This window comes from Streptomyces sp. Y1 (assembly GCF_041053115.1).
Taxonomy (GTDB): domain Bacteria; phylum Actinomycetota; class Actinomycetes; order Streptomycetales; family Streptomycetaceae; genus Kitasatospora; species Kitasatospora rubellomurina.
On record NZ_CP163445.1, the window covers coordinates 1583387 to 1596995 of the forward strand.

The 13609-nt window shown below is 74.0% G+C and carries 18 protein-coding genes; 9 read left to right on the forward strand and 9 right to left on the reverse strand.

Annotated elements, in window-relative coordinates:
• Positions 1-18: 18 nt before the first annotated feature.
• The 3 genes from AB2U05_RS06645 to AB2U05_RS06655 all read right to left on the reverse strand — a co-directional run bounded on the left by AB2U05_RS06645 (position 19) and on the right by AB2U05_RS06655 (position 2311).
• Positions 19-1014, reverse strand: a complete 996-nt coding sequence (locus AB2U05_RS06645) for a hypothetical protein (protein ID WP_369182700.1) — start codon at positions 1012-1014, stop codon at positions 19-21.
• A 119-nt stretch (positions 1015-1133) separates the two neighbouring features.
• Positions 1134-1604: a hypothetical protein gene (locus AB2U05_RS06650; protein ID WP_369182701.1), complete on the reverse strand. Its 471-nt coding sequence runs from the start codon at positions 1602-1604 to the stop codon at positions 1134-1136.
• Between the two features lie 236 nt (positions 1605-1840).
• Positions 1841-2311: an ATP-binding protein gene (locus AB2U05_RS06655; RefSeq protein ID WP_045699072.1), complete on the reverse strand. Its 471-nt coding sequence runs from the start codon at positions 2309-2311 to the stop codon at positions 1841-1843.
• Positions 2312-2436: 125 nt separating this feature from the next.
• Here AB2U05_RS06655 and AB2U05_RS06660 point away from each other — a divergent pair, with 125 nt between their 5' ends.
• From AB2U05_RS06660 to AB2U05_RS06675, 4 genes are all read left to right on the forward strand, one after another.
• On the forward strand, positions 2437-3315 hold the full coding sequence (locus AB2U05_RS06660; RefSeq protein ID WP_369182702.1) for a helix-turn-helix domain-containing protein: 879 nt from the start codon (positions 2437-2439) through the stop codon (positions 3313-3315).
• Positions 3312-3503 carry a DUF397 domain-containing protein gene (locus tag AB2U05_RS06665; RefSeq protein ID WP_369182703.1) on the forward strand — a complete coding sequence of 64 codons (192 nt, stop codon included), beginning with the start codon at positions 3312-3314 and terminating at the stop codon, positions 3501-3503. Before AB2U05_RS06660 ends, AB2U05_RS06665 begins: the two co-directional genes overlap by 4 nt.
• A gap of 65 nt (positions 3504-3568) precedes the next feature.
• Positions 3569-3760: a DUF397 domain-containing protein gene (locus AB2U05_RS06670; RefSeq protein ID WP_369182704.1), complete on the forward strand. Its 192-nt coding sequence runs from the start codon at positions 3569-3571 to the stop codon at positions 3758-3760.
• Between the two features lie 157 nt (positions 3761-3917).
• Positions 3918-4199, forward strand: a complete 282-nt coding sequence (locus tag AB2U05_RS06675) for a hypothetical protein (RefSeq protein WP_369182705.1) — start codon at positions 3918-3920, stop codon at positions 4197-4199.
• Between the two features lie 65 nt (positions 4200-4264).
• Here the strand turns inward: AB2U05_RS06675 and AB2U05_RS06680 are convergent, their stop codons facing one another.
• Complete coding sequence (locus AB2U05_RS06680) at positions 4265-5170, reverse strand: hypothetical protein (RefSeq protein WP_369182706.1); 906 nt, start codon at positions 5168-5170, stop codon at positions 4265-4267.
• Between the two features lie 75 nt (positions 5171-5245).
• On the opposite strand from AB2U05_RS06680, the gene AB2U05_RS06685 reads away from it, so the two are divergent.
• A complete protein-coding gene (locus AB2U05_RS06685) occupies positions 5246-5554 on the forward strand; it encodes a hypothetical protein (RefSeq protein ID WP_369182707.1) in 309 nt (102 codons plus the stop codon).
• Between the two features lie 39 nt (positions 5555-5593).
• Here the strand turns inward: AB2U05_RS06685 and AB2U05_RS06690 are convergent, their stop codons facing one another.
• Both AB2U05_RS06690 and AB2U05_RS06695 read right to left on the reverse strand, forming a co-directional pair.
• Positions 5594-5962 (reverse strand): hypothetical protein, encoded by a 369-nt coding sequence (locus tag AB2U05_RS06690; RefSeq protein ID WP_369182708.1) that lies wholly within the window; start codon positions 5960-5962, stop codon positions 5594-5596.
• Positions 5963-5980: 18 nt separating this feature from the next.
• Positions 5981-6673 carry a DUF4937 domain-containing protein gene (locus tag AB2U05_RS06695; protein ID WP_369182709.1) on the reverse strand — a complete coding sequence of 231 codons (693 nt, stop codon included), beginning with the start codon at positions 6671-6673 and terminating at the stop codon, positions 5981-5983.
• A gap of 303 nt (positions 6674-6976) precedes the next feature.
• On the opposite strand from AB2U05_RS06695, the gene AB2U05_RS06700 reads away from it, so the two are divergent.
• Positions 6977-7813: a hypothetical protein gene (locus AB2U05_RS06700; RefSeq protein ID WP_369182710.1), complete on the forward strand. Its 837-nt coding sequence runs from the start codon at positions 6977-6979 to the stop codon at positions 7811-7813.
• On the opposite strand, the gene AB2U05_RS06705 is transcribed toward AB2U05_RS06700, so the two are convergent.
• From AB2U05_RS06705 to AB2U05_RS06715, 3 genes are all read right to left on the reverse strand, one after another.
• Complete coding sequence (locus AB2U05_RS06705; protein WP_045699088.1) at positions 7797-8618, reverse strand: alpha/beta fold hydrolase; 822 nt, start codon at positions 8616-8618, stop codon at positions 7797-7799. The genes AB2U05_RS06700 and AB2U05_RS06705 overlap by 17 nt on opposite strands.
• A gap of 40 nt (positions 8619-8658) precedes the next feature.
• A complete protein-coding gene (locus tag AB2U05_RS06710) occupies positions 8659-8949 on the reverse strand; it encodes a DUF4287 domain-containing protein (protein WP_045699090.1) in 291 nt (96 codons plus the stop codon).
• 135 nt (positions 8950-9084) lie between these two features.
• Complete coding sequence (locus AB2U05_RS06715) at positions 9085-9567, reverse strand: YbaK/EbsC family protein (RefSeq protein ID WP_045709204.1); 483 nt, start codon at positions 9565-9567, stop codon at positions 9085-9087.
• A 435-nt stretch (positions 9568-10002) separates the two neighbouring features.
• Here AB2U05_RS06715 and AB2U05_RS06720 point away from each other — a divergent pair, with 435 nt between their 5' ends.
• The 3 genes from AB2U05_RS06720 (at position 10003) to AB2U05_RS06730 (ending at position 13606) form a co-directional block, all read left to right on the forward strand.
• Positions 10003-12588 (forward strand): nitrate- and nitrite sensing domain-containing protein, encoded by a 2586-nt coding sequence (locus tag AB2U05_RS06720; protein WP_063889700.1) that lies wholly within the window; start codon positions 10003-10005, stop codon positions 12586-12588.
• Positions 12585-13025, forward strand: coding sequence for a roadblock/LC7 domain-containing protein (locus AB2U05_RS06725; protein ID WP_045699096.1), 441 nt, complete (start codon positions 12585-12587; stop codon positions 13023-13025). The genes AB2U05_RS06720 and AB2U05_RS06725 overlap by 4 nt, the downstream gene beginning before the upstream one ends.
• Positions 13026-13195: 170 nt before the next feature.
• The gene (locus tag AB2U05_RS06730; protein WP_045699130.1) at positions 13196-13606 is read left to right on the forward strand and encodes a DUF742 domain-containing protein; all 411 of its coding nucleotides are present in this window, start codon (positions 13196-13198) and stop codon (positions 13604-13606) included.
• The last annotated feature ends 3 nt before the right edge of the window (positions 13607-13609 follow it).

The following is a 13609-nucleotide window of genomic DNA, read 5'->3' on the forward strand; positions in this document are numbered from 1 at the left end:
GGCCGCACGGCCGGGCGCCTACTGCATGACTTCCAGGTGCGGGTGCTCGAAGGATTGCGGGCAGTGGTAGAGCTGCATCGAGTAGCTGCGGCCGATCTTGACGCCGAGGTCCTCCTCCGCGTCCCGGTCTTCCACGGGATCCCAGCCGCTGCCGTCCAGTTGGCCGGAGCTGATCGTCAGGAGCGGGCTCATGACCGACTCGCACGCGCCGCAGCGCATGACCCACGGATCGCGGAAGCCCCACGGCCCCCAACCGCCGGCCTTCCAGCCGGGGGCGACCGACAGTTCGAAGCTGTAGTAGGCGCGGAACTGGTACTCCTGCTGGTACCTCGGGTCGGCTCCGGTGAGCTCCCGCACGCACCAGTCCTCGATCCGCTCGGCCAGCCCCGGCTCCAGTTCCCCCGGCGCCGGGTACTCCGTCACCACCTCGGGGTGCAGGACGCAGGGCTCGGGCACGTAGTCGCCGTGGTTCGACAGGTGGGCGGGCTCGGGCGGCGCCGGCAGCACCGCGCCGACCTCGGCGGCGGAACGCCACACCAGGCGGGCGGCCGGCAGCTCCTCCGGTTCGTGCTCCAGCGGGCACCACAGCACCTGGAGCAGGTCCGCCCCGTCCGGGCAGGGCAGGCCCGGGATGTCGCGCGCGTAGAGCTGCGCCACCGGGAGGAGGGCGTTCGGCTCCCGGCCCCACGCGTGCCCCTCGTACGTCGCGTCCAGCGCCGCCCGTTCCTGGTCGTCGAGGCGGTGGCCGGCCGACATCCGCGCGTAGAGGGCGCGGCGCAGCCGGACGTCGACCGGCGACACCGGCAGCTCGTCGTCCCCTTCCTCGGGGTGCGGGCCCTCGCACACCGGCCACGGCTCGTCGGCGGGCCACAGCAGCGGGCCGCCGACCGAACTGTCCCGGACGCCCGGCGCGCCCAGGCGCGGGTGCAGGCGCACCGTCCGGCGCGCCAGGGGCGCCAGTTCCGGGAAGACCGCGGCTATGTCCACCCGGCGCGGTGGGGTCGTGCGGGACATCGGATTCCCTTCGAGGGCGGCGGAATTCGCTGACGAACGGACCTTATCCGCCGCCGCCGACAACGGCGGTCCCGGGATCGCGGCGGCCCATCCCCCAGCAGGCTCATCCCCTTGCAGGCTCATCCGCCTGCGGGCTCGGCCAGGCGGCGGTGCCACCAGAGGTGGGCCGTCCACGTGCGCCGGTCCGCGAAGGGGTCGGGGAGGGTGCGGCGCCGGTACTCCGCGTCCAAGGGGAGGAGGAGGCGGGCGAGTTCGGCGCGGGAGCGCGGTGGCAGCCGTTCCAGGACGGAGTCCAGGACGTCACGGCAGTGCCGGACGTCGTCGAAGGCGCAGCCGGGGCAGGAGGGGCACGGCGATTCCCGGGGGTAGAGCGGGCGGCGGCCTGGTGGGTGCAGGAACGCGCGGTAGCCGTGCAGGGCTTGGCTGGTGGCGCCGAGGCCGATGTGGAAGTCCGGGTACAGCCGCTCGACGCGGCGGACGTCCCGGCTCGCGCGGAGGGAGAGTCCGGGGATCGGCTGGGGCGGGGTGGGCGCCCAGACGCGGGGCGCGGGCTCCTGGGCGCGCAGTGCGCGCGGCCGTCTACGCGGCATGGGCCTTTCGGCAGGTGGTGGTCACGGGGACATTCTGCCAGGAGTGGGAAGTCGATGGGGTCGACTTCCCACTCCTGGGATCTTGTCAGGGAGTTGGGGAGGGTGAGGCCGTTGCGGCGGGGGCGGGTCGAGGGTGACGGGGCTCGGTGAGGGGGTGGATCCAGGCCAGGAGGGCGAGGAGCAGGGCGAAGGGGAGGATCGTGCAGAGAGTCGCCCGGCCGGGGGTATCGCGGGGTTCAGGACGCATCGGTGGCGTCGGGGGCGGTGAGGTCGAGTTCGGCCCAGACGGTCTTGGAGTTGGGGAAGCGCGGGATGGTGCCCCAGCGGTCGCAGAGGGCGTCGACGAGGGTGAGGCCGCGCCCGGACTGGGCGTCGGCGACGTGGACGGTCGGCAGGGCGGGCAGGCGGTCGCCCCGGGGGTCGCTGATCTCGATGCGGAGGGTGGCGCCGCCCCGGCGCGCGGAGGTGGTGAGGGAGAGGTGAAGTTCGAAGCCGCGCCCCGCGATGCGTCCGTGCGTGATCGCGTTCGCGGCGAGCTCGGTGACGATGAGGAGCGCGCAGTGGAACGGCTCGGTGTGCGTGGAGTCCAGCCCCCAGGTGGCGAGTTGACGTCTGGCGATGCGCCGGCAGATGGCGGCGCCCTTGGGCGTGGCGTCGAGGAGGCTGGTGTGGCTGTCGGGGCTGTCGAGGGGGATTTCCGTCGTCATGGGGAAAAGCGTGGTGGCGCGAACGTACTCTGACCATGCATCCGGCGTGCACGGAGAGTGGCTGTACGGGTGCTCACGGTTCGCCCGACGGGCGGGCGCGGATCAATCGATCGAAAGGACGGGAGATGGCGGCTGACGGTGTCACGGGGACGGTCTTCGAGGACGGCGAGAAGGAGGTCCTGTCGGACGGGGTGGCGGAGCTCTACAGCGCGGTCGGAAAGCTGATCAAGTTCTTCCGGGAGCGGGCCGGCTACACGCAGAAGCAGGTGGCCAAGCTGACCGGCTACAGCGAGGACCAGATCGGCTCGATGGAGCGAGGTGTCCGAACCGCCAGGGTCGAGTACCTGACGGTGGTCGACGACCTGTTCAACGCGCAGGGTGCGCTGAAGGTCGTCGCGGACGACGTGATGAGGGCGCAGGTCCGGATGAAAGAGCGCCACCCGGCCTTCAACAAGACGTTCACGAGCGTGGAGGCGAGGGCGTTGGAAATCCACGACTACAGCACTCTCGACATCCCGGGTCTGCTCCAGACCGAGGCGCACACTCGGGCCTTGTACGAGATGCGCCGGCCCTGGCTCTCGGTCGAGCAGATCGAGAAGTGGGTCGAGGCGCGTAGGGCCCGGCAGGAAATCCTGACCCGATGGCCACTGCCGCTCATGACCTGGGTCATCGACGAAAGCGTCCTGCGGCGCCCTCTGGGCGGTTGGGACGTGCACGAGGAACAGCTCCGGCACATCCTGAAGATCGGAGAGATCCGAGGCCTCGAGATCCAGGTGATGCCGCTCGGCAGCACGGAGCACGCCGGAATGGGCGGGCCCTTCACCCTCCTGACCCCGCCCGGGCGTCCGCAGATCGCGTACGTCGAGGTGCAGCACGTGAATCGGCTGATCACCGACCCCGAGGAAGTGCGTAGGATGGCTGCACGGTACGGCACCCTCAGGGGGCAGTCGCTCAACGTGAGGGAGTCCTTGGCCTTGATCGAGAAGATCTTGGGAGAGCGGTGAGCATGTCCGAGCTGGCGTGGTTCAAGAGCAGCTACAGCGGTAACGAGGGCGCCAACTGCGTCGAGGTCGCCGAAACCCCCGGCGTCGTCCACGTCCGTGACTCCAAGGACAAGAGCGGCCCCCAGCTGGCCTTCGAGCCGGCCGCGTGGGAGGCGTTCGTGAAGTTCGCCGCCATCCACGAGGTCTGATCCGGACCTCCCCTCAACGGCCCACCGCTTCCGAGCGGCGGGCCGTTGGCGTACCGTCAACCGGTATGGAACTCCTCTGGTTCAAGAGCAGTTACAGCGGCAACGAAGGCGCCAACTGCGTCGAGATCGCCGAGACCGCCGAGGCCGTCCTCGTCCGCGACTCCAAGGACCTGACCGGCCCCCACCTCGCCTTCTCCCCCGCCGCCTGGCAGTCCTTCGTCACCTACGCCGCCGCCACCGCCGCCGTTCCGGACTAGGCAGGTGCGCCCTTGAGGGTGATCTTGATCGGGCGCGGCGCGGCATCGGGCCGGGCGGTTCGAGCCTTCCGGTAGGCATGGGCACGGCTGGGATTCGTGGGCGAAGGACGCCCGCGCCGGCCGTCAACTCCACGCTGACCGAAAGGATCCACCCACGATGAAGCTGGCACGACGGGTCGCCGCCGCCGGTTGCACCCTCGCCCTCGCCCTCGGCGGTGTCATCGCCCTCGCCCCGGCCGCGAGCGCCACCCCGCACGCGTGCTTCTCCTACGTCCTGGATAACAAGCCCGACGCCGACAAGCTGCTCGTGCAGGACGCCTGCAAGGTCGGGGCGGCCGGCGGCGAGGAGGACTTCCGGGCCTGTTACCGGATCCTGCGGGACGACTTCGTCCCCGCCGTCATCGCGGCCAACGGGTGCCGCCAGGCCCCCCAGGAGTAGTCCGCCCGAACCGCTGCCGCTCGGGACGTCGGACCGGCCGACTTCCCGCGCTGCCGCGAAACCGCTCAGCTCGGGGCCGTGGTTCCGGCCAGGGTGAGGCCGACCGCAAGCCGGTCGGACATCTGGGCGGCGAGCTGCTGGGCCTCGTCCTTCGTGAACGAGCCGCTGATCACCGCGGTGCCGCCGGGGATGGAGCTGCGCACGGCCGGGTGCGACAGGACCCGGCCGTCCAGCACGATCGCGAACTCGTTGGTCGGCGTGGGCTGGGGCGCCAACTTGCCGGTGATGTCGGCGAACGCCGCCGTGCCGGTGGCGTCGAAGGCCAGCTGGATCTGCCAGCCCGCGCCGTTCTGCTCGTCGTTCACGGCCTTCGCCGACGTCAGGTTCTGCCCGTCGACCACGACCGGGGCGAGCACCAGCTTCTCCCACAAGCTCGGCTTCTGAGGTGAGCAGGCGAGGACCTCGGCCCCGGGGTCGGCCGTCAGCGCCCCGCGCTGCGCCGCATCGGCGCAGTCGAGCGCGTTGAACTGGCCGGCCAGCGCGGCCGGCACCGCGCCCTGGGTCACCGCCTCCGCCGCCCCGGGCCCGGTCGGCAGGGTGACCCCGCTCGGGGCGAGCGCGACCACCGGGCGGAAGCCGAGCTGGCCCTGGGCCGCCAGCGCCGTGAACGTCTCCTTGGTCCCGCCGACCGCCGTCACCGTGAGCGTGCCGTCGCCACCGACCTCGACCTTCGGGTCGCCCAGGCCCAGCGCCGCCGCCCGGTGCTTCAACTTCTGGGCCGTCTGCTCCAGTTCGACCGAGGTGACGACCCGCCGGGGCGTGTAGGTGGCCGTGGTCGTGGGCCCGCCGGGAACCGTGGACGCCACCGCCGGCGTGGAAGGGGCCGGACGGGCGCCACCGCCGTCCGAGCCCGAACAGGCCGCCAGCAGCATCGCCGCACCGGACAGGAAAACGCCGTACCTGATTCTCATACCGATCATTCTCCCGGCCGCTACCCCTGCCATAAATCGGATTGACCGACATGTGATCTCGGAGCGGAGCCGTCCGTGTTCATCGTCCTCGTCCTGCTCGTCGCGGGCACCGGCCTGCTGGTGATGGGCTACGACAAGCTGCACACCGCCGTGCCGACCTGCTTCGGCAAGCCGATGTCCCCCGGCGACGTCTGCCACGCCCGCCCGGTCGAGGTCACCGAGGGCATGCCGAAGCCCCAGGACTCCACCTACGCGGAGCAGTTGGACAGCCTGACCAGCGGCGGCTGGACGGCCATCGGCATCGGAGCCGCCGTGCTGGCCCTCGCGGTCGTCCTGGCGGCCGCCTTCACCACCTCGGCGATCCAGGAGCGGCGCGACCCCTGACCTGAACCACAGCATCACACGGTGGCGCAGCGGCCGTGATCACCAGGAGCCCCACAGGGCGTCGGACCTGTCGATGATCCTCCGCAGCTCGCGGGCGGCCCGCGGGGGCAGGGCGCTGTGCACGGTGTCGAGGAGGGCGCGGGCTTCGAGGGGGTCGCCGCAGCAGTGGCACTCGGCGCTGCCGTGCTCGTAGTCGTCCCACAGGTCGCGCTCGGGGCGGTGGACGTACTCCTGCCACAGGCGCAGGGCGCGGGCGACGGCCCCCGGTTGCAGGTGGGTGCGGGTGCGTTCGAGGTGGGCGATCGCGGACAGCGTGCGGGCGGAGACGCCGTCGATCACCGGTTGTGCGCCGTGCGTCCGGTGGCGGGGGAGCCGGGCCCGGACCTGGTCCGGCCGGCTACGCGGCATGGGCCCTTCGGTTGGTCGTCATGCGGTGCATGGTGCCACGGATCCGGTGCCCGGCGCCGGTGGTTTTCCGCCCGGTCGGGCTTCCGGCAGGACGCGCCAGGCCGGTTCGAGGGTGAGCACGTGGCCGGTCAGCGACCGGACGTCGCCCGCGAGCCCGGCGCGGGAGCGCAGGCCGGGCAGGTACTCGGCGGTGTAGTGCCGGTGGGCGGCGGCGTCGGACCAGAGGGTGGCGACCAGGTGGCGGGCCTCGTCGAGGCGGGTGACGACGCCGCCGAGCAGGCCGCCGGCCGCCGCCATGCCGGGGGCCCACACCTGGCGCTGGACGTCCAGGAAGTGCTCCTCGCGGCCGGGCAGCAGGCGGCAGTCGGCGAGGCGGAGCAAGGCCGCGCGGGCGAGCGCCCCGGGCAGGTCGGGCTCCTCCCCCGCCATCGTGAGGACGACCTCGCCGCCGGCGGTCTCGATGGCCGTGTAGGCGCCGCGCTGCCCGGAGCCGGCGAGCACCTGGTCGTGCCGCTCGCGCAGGAAGCGCCCGTGGGCGTCCGCGTCGCGCCACAGGCCCAGCACGTGCGCGCGCCCGGTCGCCTGGTCCCAGCCGCCCACCTGCCCGACCAGGCCCGGCTGGTCGCCGATCGCCTCCCACGCCCGCTGGGCCGCCCAGAACCGCCCGCGCGCGGCGTCCGGCACCTCGCAACCGATCCACTTGCCCCACATGCGCAGCCGTCCTCCCAGCCGTACGGCACCCGACGATCCGGCACGACCGGCACCGGTTCTGCATCATCGGCCGCGCACCCGGCCGGCCGTCAATCGGGCGTCGGGCGCAGCGGATCCGGGACCGGCGACGTACGACCCCGACGTACGACCCCGACGTACGACCCCGACGTACGACCCCGCGCCGCGCGCTCCGCACAACTCCCGGCAGCGGCAGGGCCCGCCGCTTCCGCGCGGCGGGCCGGTGCCGTACCGTCAGGGCCTACCGCGCCCACCGCGTCCAGGAAAAGACGTCCGAGGAGCCCCATGGCCGACACCGTCAGCGCCCTCGCCGCGCGCGTCCACGAGCTGCTGGTGGCGAACCTGACCAGCCCGGCCGCCGCGGCCGTTCCCGGGCAGGGCGCGTTCGCCTCGCTCGCGCGGGCGTTCCTGGGCGCTCCGCAGGGCGTCGACCCCGCGGCGGGCTTCCACGACGTCATCGCCCGCGCCGCCGGGCTCGGCCCGGACGCGGCGTGGCTCGTCGCCGCCGGGCACAGCGGCCTGGCCGGCATGGCGTTCGAGCGCGGGCAGGCCGACCAGGGCCTGTACCACCTCAACGCCGCGGTCTCCTACGGGTTCAACGACTGCCTCGCCCTGCACGGGGAGGCGCTGCGCCCGTTCCACGCCGACCCGGCGTTCCGCAACGCCTACCAGCGGATGGTCATCTCCCCCGCCGACCTCGACGAGGTCACCTGGGCGCACCGGGAGATCCTGCTGATGTCCCGGGACGCCACGCGGGCGTCCGTCGACAACATCGGCCGCCTGGACACCGGGATCTCGGCGCTCCCCCAGGCGCCGCTGCCGACCCGGGTGCCGAACACCCCCGGCGTCCTGGTCACCCGGCTCGAACTCTCGGCCGTCCAGACCGCCCTGCAGCGGGCCGCGATCAAGGCGGACACCAGCCGCGCCTCCGGCAACGTCGCCCTCGACCTCGTCTCCGACGACTGGGACTTCGCCCGCGCCCGCCGCGACGCCTGGCGTGCCGACGAGCTCGATTCCCACCGCCAACAGGCCGCCGCCGCCCGGGCGTTCGTGGAGCGGCCGGGCGTCAGCACCGTTCCCGGCCCGTGCCCGCCGCTGGGGTCCCTCATCCCCCCGGCGTGAGGTCAGCGGCGGGCCCGTCGAGGAAGGCGCGGAGCAACTGCCGCAGGGCGTCCGGCTGTTCGAGGTGGACGTCGTGGCCGGCCGCGAGGACGCTGGCGGCCACGGTCTCCGGGCGCCGGTCGAGCATGGCCGCCGTGTCGGCGGCGGGGATGATGCCCGAGCGGCCGAGGACGAGCAGCGTCGGGCAGGCGATGCCCGTCCACTCGTCCCAGTAGGAGCGCCGGGTGTTCTCGGCCAGCGCGTCGACCATCACGTCCCGGTCGAAGCGCGGCCGCCAGCCGCCGTCGCGTTCCTCCAGGCCGGCCGCCCAGGCCTCGCCGACCTCGCCGCCGCCGAAGAACTCGACGGCGGCCGGGCGGGAGGGGAACGGCGTCGGCCACGCGTCGAGCGCGGCGCCGATCTCGGCCGGCAGGCCGGGCGCGGCGCGGCCCGCGCCCGCCTCGACGAGGACGAGTGCGCGCGCCAGGCCGGGGTGGGCGGCGGCGGTGAGCATGGCGGTGTGGCCGCCCAGCGACTGCCCCAGCAGGACCGGGCGGTGCAGGTCGAGCTGCTCGACGACGGCGACGACGTCGGCGACGTACGCGGCGCGGGAGACGTCACCGGGCCGGCGCTCGCTCGCGCCGTGGCCGCGCTGGTCGACGGCGACGACGCGGTGGCGGCGGCTCAGGTCCCGGGCGAGGGCGTCCCATTCGCCCGCGTGGCCGGCCAGTCCGTGCAGCAGGACGACCGGCGGGCCCGATCCGCCCCAGTCGCGGCAGGCGAGGCGGACGCCCTCGCGGACGACGGTGCGTTCGGTCCAGGTCATACCGGGTCCTCCGGGAACGGACGAGGGGCGGGCCAACGGTTCAGGACGGGCGCGTGGCCTTGCCGTCGAGCCAGAGGGTGTCGGACTCGTCGCGGTGCGAGCCGGTCGTGCCGACGTGCTTGGCGTCGATCTTGGGGCCGTTCTTGATGACGTGCACCAGCGCCATGCCGTGGCCGCGCCCGAGGTCGTAGTCCTCCTTGAGCCAGGTGAGGATCGCGCCCGCCTTGGTGGACGGGTCGTCGAAGCCGCGCTCCTGCGCCAGGGCGATGAAGGCGCGGGGGGTCAGGCCCGTCTTGGTCTCGATGGTGTCCAGGTACGCCTGAAACGACATGTGGCCGTTTCCTCTCGTCAGATGATCATGTGTGACAAGGATTGATGATCGGCGATCAACCGCCGATGATCAACGGCCTTTTCCCGGAGCCAGGAGAGGATTTCATGCCCGGGCCGGGCGGCCCGGGCGGGCGGGTCAGTCGGGGGTCACGGCGGACGGGGTGCCGCCCGTGACATGCAGCAGCTCGTCGTAGGTCATCGGGACGACGGTGTGCGGGTGCCCGGCGGCGGCCCACAGCTGTGAGTACTGCGCGAGGGCGGTGTCGACGACGGTGCGCAGCGGGGCCGGGTGGCCGGTGGGGGCGACGCCGCCGATGGCCTGGCCGGTGGCTTCGCGGACCTCGTCGGCGCCGGCGCGGGTGATGGAGCCGGCACCCAGCCGCGCTGCCAGGTAGGCGGTGTCGACGCGGTGGGCGCCGCTGGTCATGACGAGCAGGGGTGCGCCGTCGCAGTGGAAGACCAGGCTGTTGGCGATGGCGCCGACCTCGCAGCCGAGGGCGGCGGCGGCCTCGGCTGCGGTGCGGGCGGAGTCGGGCAGGACGACGATCCGGCCAGGGACTCCGGCGGCGGCGAGTGCTTCGGCGACGGCCCGGCTGCGGGCGGGGAGGGAGTCGGTCATCGGCCCATCATGCCGTTCGGGCGCCAACGGCCGTACCGGAGGGGCGTCACGCAGTTTTCACGCGGTCGTCATCCGGCGGGCGCGACCTGCGGTGACGGCGCCTCAGACACCGCCGACCAGGGGCACTTCGTGTGCGGACGTTCAACGCGCGGGTGACGTCGGGTCCGCGTGACGACGGAGCACCGGGTGGACAGCGCACACCCTTTCACGTCAATCACACGGTATGACTAATATCGGCTCGTCAACTCGTCAACTCGTTATAGTCCGAACCCCGGACGGCCCGCCCCCTCAAGGCCTGCCGCCATCCCCTAGGAGTCAGCTCTGCGCGCGCGTGCGAATCGGCGGCCCCCGACGCCGAAGGCCCCCCGCAGGCGACCACGCCTGTCCCTGCGGACGGCACTTCTCGTCCTGGCCGTCGTCCCCAGCCTCGCCCTGGTGGCCCTGTGGGCCGTCACCAGCGGCCGGACCGCCTTCGACTTCAGCCGGCAGGCCGCCCAGGGGCTGCTCGCCCAGAAGGCCGGCCAGCCCTCCAACCACGTCTACTACAACCTCCAGGACGAGCGCCGGCTCACCGCCGAGGCCCTCGCCCGGCCCGGCACCGACGCCGACCGGCTGCGCCGACAGCGGCAGGCCACCGACGAGGCGGTGCGCCAGTTCCAGGCCCTGTCCGCCGAGACCGCCGACAGCGCGCCCCAGGAGGTCCGGGACGCCGTCGCCGAGGCCCGGCAGGCGATGAACCGGCTGCCCGAACAGCGGGCCGCCGTCGACCGCGCCCTCGCCGACCGCGCGCCGGCCGACCAGCAGGCCGTCTACACCTACTACACCGACCTGATCGCGGTGGACCTGCGGCTGTTCACCGCCCTCAGCCACGTCGACACCGGCGAGGTCACCTGGATCTCCAAGACCCTGGTGAACGCCTTCTGGGCCAAGGAGATGCTCGCCCGCGAGGACGCGATCCTCGCCCGCGGCTGGCCCGCCGGGCTGCTCAGCACCGCCGACCACCAGCAGGTCCAGCTCGCCATCGGCGCCCAGGACCACCTCTTCACCGTGCAGGTTCTCCCCTACCTGCCCGGCGGCGAGGCCACCGCCTGGCACCAGCTGATGGCCGGCCCCGCCTGGCAGGCCAAGACCGCCGTCGAGCAGCAGCTCACCCGGCCCACCGCCGCCGACGCCACCGGCGCCGTCCGGCTCCCGCCCGTCCAGGACCAGTGGCGCCAGGCCGTCGACCAGCTCAACCCGCAGCTGGTCAAGGCCATCGAGACCCGCACCGACGGCGTCGTCGAGGTCGGCAAGGGCACCATCCTCCACCTGCTCACCGTGGTCGTGCTCACCACCGTCATCGGCCTGGTGACCGTCATCGCGGTCGCCGTCGCCTCCTGGCGGATCAGCCGCTCGCTGCGCCGCCGCATCGGCGAACTGCACACCCAGGCCGAGGAGATGGGGCGCACCCTGCCCGAGGTGGTCGACCGCCTCGGCCGCGGCGAGCAGGTCGACGCCCGCACCCTCGCCCCCGAGGTCCGGGACGGCGCCGCGGGCCGGGCCCGCACCGACGAGCTCGCCCGTCTCGGCGACGCCCTCAACCTGGCCCGCTCCGCCGCCCTCGCCGCCGCCGTCCGGCAGGCCGAGCAGCACCGCGGCTTCGAGCGGCTGCTGCAGCGCATCGCCCGCCGCACCCAGCTGCTGATCGGACGCCAGCTGCGCAAGCTGGACGAGCTGGAGCGCAAGCACGAGGACCCGGAGGTCCTGGAGGGCCTGTTCGACCTCGACCACCTCACCGCCCGGCTGCGCCGCTACGAGGAGAACCTCGTCATCATGGCCGGCGGCCAGCCGCAGCGGCGCTGGCGCAAGCCCGTCCAGCTGCTGGACGTGCTGCGGGCCGCGCAGGGCGAGGTGCCGGACTACCGCCGGATCGTGCTGGAGGTCGAGGGACGGCCGTGGCTGTCCGAGCGGGCGGTCGGGCCGGTGGTGCACGTGCTCGCCGAGCTGATGGAGAACGCCACCACCTTCTCCAAGCCGCCCACCCCGGTGGACGTCCGGGCCGCCATGGTCGGGCGCGGGCTGGCGATCGAGATCGAGGACCGCGGCCTCGGCATGGAGCCCGACCAGTACCTCGCCGCCAACGAGCTGATGAACCGCCCGCCGCGCACCGACGTGCTCACCCGGGCCGAGGACGTCCGGCTCGGCTTCCACGTGATCGCCCGGCTCGCCGCGCACACCGGGCTGAAGATCGAGTTCCGGCCGTCCGCGTTCGGCGGCACCCGGGTCGTCGTGCTCGTCCCCGACGAGCTGGTCATCGACGGCGACACCTGGCTGCCGGAGGCCGTCCCGAGCGAGCCGGAGATCCCGCTGGTGGCGCAGTCGCGCCGGGAGCTGCTCACCATCGACGAGGACGGGGCCGGCGCGCCGGTCGGGCCGCTCCTGTCGCCGCTGGAGGCCACCCGGCGGCCGGACGGGCCGTCGCGGCAGCCGGCGCCGCAGCCCGCGAAGGCCGCCGAACCGGGGGCGCTCGGGGCGGCCCGCACGCCGGGGAAGCCCGCGCAGCCCGAGCAGCCGATCCAGCACAGCTCCCCCGCCTACCCCGACATCGCCTACGCCCGGATCACCGACGCCGAGGCCCCCTACGCGGACGAGCAGTACCGCCCCGCCGACCACTACCGGCTGGCCGAGCGGCGCACCGCCGAGCCCCCGCCCCCGCCGCCGCCCGGCCCGGTCTTCGGCGGGCAGCCGCCGCTGCCGCAGCGCGTCCGCCAGGCCAGCCTGGCCGCCGAACTGCGCGTGCCGCCGGCCACCCAGCAGTGGGTCGACGAGCCCGCCCCGGCGGAGGCGCCGCCCCAGCACCCGGTGCGGCGCTCCGGCGCCACCATCGGCGCCTTCCAGCGGCAGTCCCGCGCCGCCCGCGGCCGGGGCGGGGCCGCGGACCCGGACGGACTCCCGGCCACCGGGGCCGGCGCGCCCGCCCCCTCCCCGCGCGCCCACGCGGCCGCGGACCCCGGAACCACACGAACGGATGAGCAGGAATGAACCGCACCACCGCCACCCCGCAGGACCTCGACTGGCTGCTGGACGGACTCGTCGACGACGTGCCCGGCACCCGCAACGCCGTCCTGCTCTCCGACGACGGCCTGGTGGTCAGCCACTCCCGCAGCATCGAGCGGGCCGACGCCGAGCGGCTGGCCGCCGTCGCCACCGGCCAGCAGTCCCTCGCCCGGGGCGTCGGCCAGCTCTTCGACGGCGGGCCGGTGCACCAGGTGATCGTCGAACTCGCCGAGTGCTGGCTGTTCGTCATCGCCGCCGCCCAGGGCACCCACCTGGCGGTGATCGCCTCCCAGGAGGTCGACGCCGAGGTGATGTCCGTCGCCATGCACACCCTGGTGCAGCAGGTCGGGCAGAAGCTCACCACCCCGGCGCGCGACGGGGCCGGCTCCTTCGACGCCTTCGCCGCCCGGGCCCGGGGCTGACCCGGGTGGGCCCGCACGAGCCGGAGGGCCCGGACGGCGCGGTCGGCGCGGTCGGCGCGGCTGGCGCGGACGGGCGGGACGGCGCGGACGCTGACGCAGCGGACCGGGCCGTCCGGCCGCCGCACTGGAGCGAACTGGCCGAGCAGGACGCCGAGGACGACGGCGGCATCATGGTCCGCCCGTACACCATCACCCGCGGCCGCACCGCGCCCGAGCGCGACGACCTCACCCTCATCACCGTGCTGACCACCAACGGGGAGGCCGCCGACGCCGCCCTGGCCCGCGGCAGCCGGTCCGGGCCGCGCGCCCTGCAGCCCGAGCACCGGCAGATCCTCGACCGCTGCCGGCGCCCGGCCGCCGTGGCCGAACTCGCGGCCGCCCTCGACCTCCCGGTCTCGGTCACCAAGATCCTTCTCGGCGACCTGGTCGCCCAGGGCCTGCTCACCGCCCGGGCACCGCTCGCGGTGGCCCGCGCCGCCGGCGACGGCCGCGCGGGTACGGGCGGGGGCGCGGGCCGGGGCGCGGCCGGCCTGGACCACGGCCTCCTATCGGCCGTACGCGACGGACTCCGGAGACTCTGAACC